Source organism: Streptomyces tricolor, assembly GCF_002155905.1.
Classification (GTDB): domain Bacteria; phylum Actinomycetota; class Actinomycetes; order Streptomycetales; family Streptomycetaceae; genus Streptomyces; species Streptomyces tricolor.
The window spans coordinates 26,743-32,825 of sequence record NZ_MUMF01000260.1 but is presented as its reverse complement, the minus strand read 5'-3'; the positions used below and the strand labels follow the sequence as shown (position 1 = coordinate 32,825).

At 72.5% G+C, this 6,083-nt stretch carries 6 protein-coding genes; all 6 read right to left on the bottom strand.

Annotation, left to right across the window (positions count from 1 at the left end):
* Positions 1-55: 55 nt before the first annotated feature.
* Positions 56-1,147, bottom strand: coding sequence for a 3-dehydroquinate synthase (aroB, locus tag CCN44_RS19270; RefSeq protein WP_059248233.1), 1,092 nt, complete (start codon positions 1,145-1,147; stop codon positions 56-58).
* Complete coding sequence (locus tag CCN44_RS19265) at positions 1,144-1,626, bottom strand: shikimate kinase (protein WP_086698384.1); 483 nt, start codon at positions 1,624-1,626, stop codon at positions 1,144-1,146. Before CCN44_RS19265 ends, aroB begins: the two co-directional genes overlap by 4 nt.
* Before the next feature lie 32 nt (positions 1,627-1,658).
* A complete protein-coding gene (gene aroC, locus CCN44_RS19260; RefSeq protein WP_059248235.1) occupies positions 1,659-2,843 on the bottom strand; it encodes a chorismate synthase in 1,185 nt (394 codons plus the stop codon).
* A 163-nt stretch (positions 2,844-3,006) separates the two neighbouring features.
* The gene (locus CCN44_RS19255; protein WP_086698381.1) at positions 3,007-3,846 is read right to left on the bottom strand and encodes a shikimate dehydrogenase; all 840 of its coding nucleotides are present in this window, start codon (positions 3,844-3,846) and stop codon (positions 3,007-3,009) included.
* On the bottom strand, positions 3,827-5,488 hold the full coding sequence (mltG, locus tag CCN44_RS19250; protein ID WP_086698380.1) for an endolytic transglycosylase MltG: 1,662 nt from the start codon (positions 5,486-5,488) through the stop codon (positions 3,827-3,829). The genes CCN44_RS19255 and mltG overlap by 20 nt, the downstream gene beginning before the upstream one ends.
* Before the next feature lie 122 nt (positions 5,489-5,610).
* Positions 5,611-6,075 (bottom strand): Holliday junction resolvase RuvX, encoded by a 465-nt coding sequence (gene ruvX, locus CCN44_RS19245; RefSeq protein ID WP_059248238.1) that lies wholly within the window; start codon positions 6,073-6,075, stop codon positions 5,611-5,613.
* Between the last annotated feature and the right edge of the window lie 8 nt (positions 6,076-6,083).

Below are 6,083 nucleotides of genomic sequence, written 5' to 3'. Positions count from 1 at the left end.
CGGTCCGAAGTGCCCGGTGGACGAGGGAAATCGGACGCGTGGGGCGGTCCGGGACCTACTGGCCGACTTCGCCGTAGGCGGCGAGGAGGACGGCCGGGTCCGGGCCCTCCAGGACGGTCGGCTTGGCCAGGCCGTCCAGGACGATGAAGCGCAGCAGGTCGCCACGGGACTTCTTGTCGAGCTTCATCGTCTCCAGCAGCTTGGGCCACTGGTCGTAGCGGTAGTGCAGCGGCAGCCCGACGGAGTCGAGGATGGTGCGGTGGCGGTCGGCCGTGGCGTCGTCCAGGCGGCCCGCCAGCCGGCCCAGTTCGGCGGCGAAGTGCATGCCGACCGCGACGGCCGCGCCGTGCCGCCACTTGTACCGCTCGTTCTTCTCGATGGCGTGGCCGAGCGTGTGGCCGTAGTTGAGGATCTCCCGCAGCCCGGACTCCTTCAGGTCCGAGGAGACGACCTGCGCCTTGACCCGGATCGACCGCTCGATCAGCTCGGCCGTGTGCGGGCCCGCCGGGGTGCGGGCGGCCTCGGGGTCGGCCTCGATCAGGTCCAGGATCACCGGGTCGGCGATGAACCCCGCCTTGATGACCTCGGCCAGACCGGAGACGTAGTCGTGCACGGGCAGCGAGTCCAGCGCGGCCAGGTCGCACAGCACACCGGCCGGCGGGTGGAAGGAGCCGACCAGGTTCTTGCCCTCGGCGGTGTTGATGCCGGTCTTGCCGCCGACCGCCGCGTCCACCATGGCGAGCACGGTGGTCGGGACGGCGATCCAGCGCACCCCGCGCAGCCAGGTCGCGGCCACGAACCCGGCCAGGTCCGTGGTGGAGCCGCCGCCGACGCCGACGATGGCGTCGGTGCGGGTGAAGCCGCACTGCCCCAGCGCCTTCCAGCAGTAGGCGGCGACCTCCGCGGTCTTGGCCTCCTCGGCGTTGGGCACCTGGATGGCGACGGCCTCGTACCCCTGCTCGGCCAGGTCGGCGCGCAGCGCCTCGCCGGTCTCGGCCAGCGCCTCCGGGTGGATCACGGCGACCCGCTTGGCCCGGTCCCCGATCAGCCCGGCCAGCTCGCCCAGCAGCTGCCGGCCCACCAGCACCTCGTACGGGTCGGTGCCTGCGGTGCCGGCGACCGGGATCCGGGTGACTGCCTCGCTCATACCTGCTTCAACTCCAGTGCGTCCAACGCCGCCTGCGTGACCTCTTCGGGAGTGCGGCCGTCCGTCGCCACGACGGCGGTGGCGACCTCCTCGTACAGGTGGCGGCGCGCCTCCATCAGCTCCCGCCACTGCTTGCGCGGGTTGACCGCCAGCAGCGGGCGGGCCACGTTCAGGCCGGTGCGCCTGACGGCCTCCTCGACCTCCATCGACAGGTAGACCACCCGCTGCCCGGCCAGCAGCGCGCGCGTGTCCGCGTCCAGGACCGCGCCGCCGCCGAGCGCCACGACGCCCGGGTGCTCGGCGAGCGCGGCCCGCACGGCGGCCTTCTCCAGCGCGCGGAACGCCGCCTCGCCCTCGTCCACGAAGATCTCGGCGATGGTGCGGCCCTCGGCCGCCACGATGTCGTCGTCGGTGTCCCGGTAGCCGACGCCGAGGCGCTCGGCGAGCAGCCGCCCGACGGTGGACTTGCCCACGCCCATCGGCCCGACCAGGACGATCGCCGGCACGGCGCTCACCTGATCGCCAGGCTGTCGAGGTACGACCGCACGTTGCGGCGGGTCTCCGGCACGGAGTCGCCGCCGAACTTCTCCGCGACGGCGTCCGCCAGGACCAGCGCCACCATGGCCTCGGCGACGATGCCGGCCGCCGGGACCGCGCACACGTCCGAGCGCTGGTGGTGGGCCTGGGCGGGCTCGCCGGTGACGACGTCCACCGTCTGCAGCGCCCGCGGCACGGTCGCGATCGGCTTCATCGCCGCCCGGACCCGCAACAGCTCGCCGGTGCTCAGACCGCCTTCGGTGCCGCCGGAGCGGCCGGAGGCGCGCTTGATGCCCTCGGGGGTGGTGACGATCTCGTCGTGCGCCTGGGAGCCGGGCACCCGGGCCAGCTCGAAACCGTCGCCGACCTCGACGCCCTTGATGGCCTGGATGCCCATGAGGGCGGCGGCCAGGCGCGCGTCCAGGCGCCGGTCCCAGTGCACGTGGGAGCCGAGGCCGACCGGGACGCCGTACGCCAGCACCTCCACCACGCCGCCGAGCGTGTCGCCGTCCTTGTGGGCCTGGTCGATCTCCGCGACCATCGCCTTCGAGGCGTCCGCGTCCAGGCAGCGCACCGGGTCCGCGTCGAGCTTCTCGACGTCGGCCGGGGTCGGGTGGACGCCGTAGGGCGCCTTCGCGGAGGCCAGCTCGACCACGTGGGAGACGATCTCGATGCCGGCCGTCTCCTTCAGGTACGACCGGGCGACCGCGCCCAGCGCCACCCGGGCCGCGGTCTCCCGGGCCGAGGCGCGCTCCAGGATCGGGCGGGCCTCGTCGAAGCCGTACTTCTGCATGCCCGCGAGGTCGGCGTGGCCGGGGCGGGGGCGGGTCAGCGGCGCGTTGCGGGCCAGCCCCGCCAGTACCTCGGGGTCGACCGGGTCGGCCGCCATGACCTGCTCCCACTTCGGCCACTCGGTGTTGCCCACCATGATCGCCACCGGGGAGCCCAGGGTCAGGCCGTGCCGGACACCGCCGAGGAACGTGACCTCGTCCCGCTCGAACTTCATGCGCGCACCGCGGCCATAGCCGAGCCGCCGCCGCGCCAGGTGATCCGCCACCATCTCCGTGGTGATCGGCACGCCGGCGGGAAGACCCTCCAGCGTCGCGACAAGTGCGGGACCGTGGGACTCCCCCGCGGTCAGCCAACGCAGCCTGCTCAACGGTGCTCCTCAGTGCTCGCGCCCGGTACTGCCCTGCGTGCGCGCGTCCACGCGCACGGCGACGGCGCCACCGGGTGCGCGACCCCGGCAGGCCACCTCCGATCCTCCCACGTCCGGAGGCGAGAACCGGCCGCCGGTCCAGCAGGCGGACGCGCGCGATGCGTCAGCGGGCCGCGAGCGCCTTCTCGCCGGCGTGCCGCATGGCGTCCAGCGGGCCCGGGGCGCGCCCGGTCATCTGCTCGAACTGGAGCACGGCCTGGTGGACCAGCAGGTCGAGGCCGCTGACCACGGCACCGCCGAACATGGACCAGCGGGCCGCCAGCTCGGTGGGCCAGGGGTCGTAGAGCACGTCGAAGAGCGTGGCGGGGCGTTCGGGTACGGCGCCGGCGAGGGCGTCGGTCGTACCGGCGGGCGTGGTGGCGATCACCAGCGGGGCGCGCAGCGCCTCGGCCGCGTCCGCCCAGTCCGCCGTACGCACCTCCACGTCGAGCCGCTCGCCCCACTGCCGCATCTCGGCGGCGCGGGCCTCGCTGCGGACGTAGGCGACGACCTCCCCGGTGCAGATCCGGGCCAGCGCGGCGAGCGCGGAGGAGGCCGTGGCGCCGGCGCCGAGCACGGCGGCGGAGTCGACCTGTTCGATGCCGTGCTCGCGCAGGGCGGCGACCATGCCCGGGATGTCGGTGTTGTCGCCGAGCCGGCGTCCGTCCTCGGTGAGGACGAGCGTGTTGACGGCGTCGACCGAGGCGGCCGTGTCGCTGATCTCGTCCAGCAGCGGGATCACCGCCCGCTTCAGCGGCATGGTCAGCGACAGCCCGGCCCACTCCGGCCCGAGCCCGTCCAGGAAGCCGGGCAGGGCGGCCTCGTCGACGTCGAAGCTGTCGTACGACCAGTCGGTGAGCCCGGCCGCGTCGTACGCGGCGCGGTGCAGCACCGGGGAGAGGGAGTGGGCGATCGGCGAACCGAGCACCGCGGCACGGCGGCCGTCAGTTGCCCGCGTTGGCATTGAACTTGTCCTTGAGTTCCAGGAATTCGGCGTAGGTCTTGGCGAACTCGGTGTTGTTCGTACCGTCGGTCGCCACGAAGTAGATCCACCCGTCGTCCGTCGGATTCAGCGTCGCCTTCAGCGCGTCCTCGCCGGGGTTGCCGATCGGGCCGGGCGGAAGTCCCGGGTGGCGGTAGGTGTTGTACGGGCTCGGGTTGCTGTTGATCTCCTTCTCGGAGATGTGGATGTTGCTCGTGCCCTTGAGGTAGTTGTAGGTCGAGTCGAACTGCAGCAGCCGGTTGGTCTCGGTGTTGGTGGGCTTGAGGCGGTTGTAGACCACCTCCGCCATCTTGCGGAAGTCGTCGTGGGTCTTGCCCTCGGCCTGGACCAGGCTCGCGACGGTGACCAGCTCGAAGGCGTTCTTCAGGCCGAGCCCCTTGGCCTTCTCGTCGAGGCCGTAGGCGGCGTACTTCTGTTTGGCCTGGGTGACCATCTGTTTCAGGATGGCCTCCGGCTTCATGCCCTTGGCGGCCGGGTAGGTGCCCGGGAAGAGGAAGCCCTCCAGCGGGTCCTTGAGGTCGCCGTCGTTCTGCGCCCAGGCCGGCAGGCCGAGGTTCTTGTACTGCTTGTCGGCGATCTTCTTGGTGGTGCCCGAGGACAGTTCCAGCTTTTTGTCGATGGCCGCGTAGACGCCGGAATTGCGCTCGCCGGGGGTGACCACCACATTGTTCTGGCTGCGCGGGTCCAGCATCAGCCGGACGGCGCTGGCGGCGGACATCTCCTTCTTCAGGAGGTAGGCACCGGCCTGGATGCCGTCGGCGCCCGGTGCGGACGACTGGGCGTGCACGAACGCCGCGGCGCTCTTGACGACCCCGGCCTGCTCCAGGCGCCGCCCGATCTCCCAGCCGCCCGCGCCCTTCGGGATCTCGACGGACACGGTCTCGCTGGTGCCCTCACCCGCGTAGTCCGGAGCCGGGGCGAAACGATTTTGGTAGAACTTGTAGCCGAAGTACCCGACTCCGCCCAGGCCGCCGCCGAACACCAGGACGACCACCATGCAGGCGCAGCCGGTGCGCCGCTTCGTGTTCTTGACGGGCTTCTTGCCCTTGCCGCGCCGCTCGCGCCGGCTCTGCAGCTCGTGCTCCTCGGCGTCCTCGCCGCCGCCTCCCGCGACGAAGGCGTGCTCCTCCTCGCCCGCCGTCTCCGGCTCGGGCTCCGGCTCGCGCCTGCGGCCGGGCGGCTCCGGCGGCGGGTAGGCGTCCTCGGTGCCGTAGAAGTCGGGCTGCTCCCCGCCGTACGCGACGGGGTGCTGGCCGTACGGGTCGCCGGGGTCGGCGGCGTACGGCACCTGGCCGTGGGTGCCGGTCGCGTCCCAGCCGCCCTGGTGGAACTGGTGCTGGGCATGGCCGGCGAACCGCTGCTCGTACTGCGCCTCGCCGGATCCGTCGTGGTACGGGTGCTGCTGCCCGTCGTACCCGGGCTGCTGCTGGTCGTGGGTCCAGTCGCCGTACTGCGGCGTCCGGGGATGGTGCTGCTGCGGCCGGCCGTCGTAGGCGGACTGCCGGCCCGCCTGGGTCTGCTGTCCTCCCCATCCGCCGTCCCCGTACAACGGGTCCTCCGGATGCCACGGTTCGGAGCCTGGGCCCCGGCCATACTCAGTCATCGATCCCCTAGAGCCGCGAGGCCGACGGTCACGCGGCCGGGGGGCCGGCTTCCGCTCCGCCTCTTGCTGTGCCCCGGCTGTTCGAACACCGGCGCATCGCGCGGAACGTTACCGTATCGCGATCAGATGACCACTTCGACGCCTTCGCCGGGTGGATTACCTGACACCCGTTCGGATTCCAGGGCCTGCTGCAAAATGATGACGGCGGCGGCCTGGTCGATGACCGAGCGGCCCTTCTTCGACTTCACGCCCGAGGCGCGCAGCCCCTGACTGGCCGTCACCGTGGTCATCCGCTCGTCGACCAGCCGCACCGGCACCGGCTCGATGCCCTGGGCCAGCTGCTGGGCGAAGGCGCGGACCTTGGCCGCGGCCGGGCCCTCGCCCCCCTTGAGGGAGCGAGGGAGGCCGACGACGACCTCGATCGGTTCGTACTCCTCCACCAGCTGACGCAGCCGGCGGTGGGCGGCGGGGATGTCCCGGCCGGGGACGGTCTCCACCGGGGTGGCGAGGATCCCGTCGGGGTCGCACGAGGCGACCCCGATCCGGGCGTCCCCGACGTCGATCGCGAGCCGACGTCCTCTGCGCATCGTCCGAC

Bases quoted from the DNA above. Each gene is read 5' to 3' on its own strand.
- CCN44_RS19265 (WP_086698384.1), bottom strand. From the start codon at position 1,626: ATGGGCGTGGGCAAGTCCACCGTCGGGCGGCTGCTCGCCGAGCGCCTC.
- aroB (WP_059248233.1), bottom strand. From the start codon at position 1,147: ATGAGCGAGGCAGTCACCCGGATCCCGGTCGCCGGCACCGCAGGCACC.
- mltG (WP_086698380.1), bottom strand. From the start codon at position 5,488: ATGACTGAGTATGGCCGGGGCCCAGGCTCCGAACCGTGGCATCCGGAG.
- CCN44_RS19255 (WP_086698381.1), bottom strand. From the start codon at position 3,846: ATGCCAACGCGGGCAACTGACGGCCGCCGTGCCGCGGTGCTCGGTTCG.
- ruvX (WP_059248238.1), bottom strand. From the start codon at position 6,075: ATGCGCAGAGGACGTCGGCTCGCGATCGACGTCGGGGACGCCCGGATC.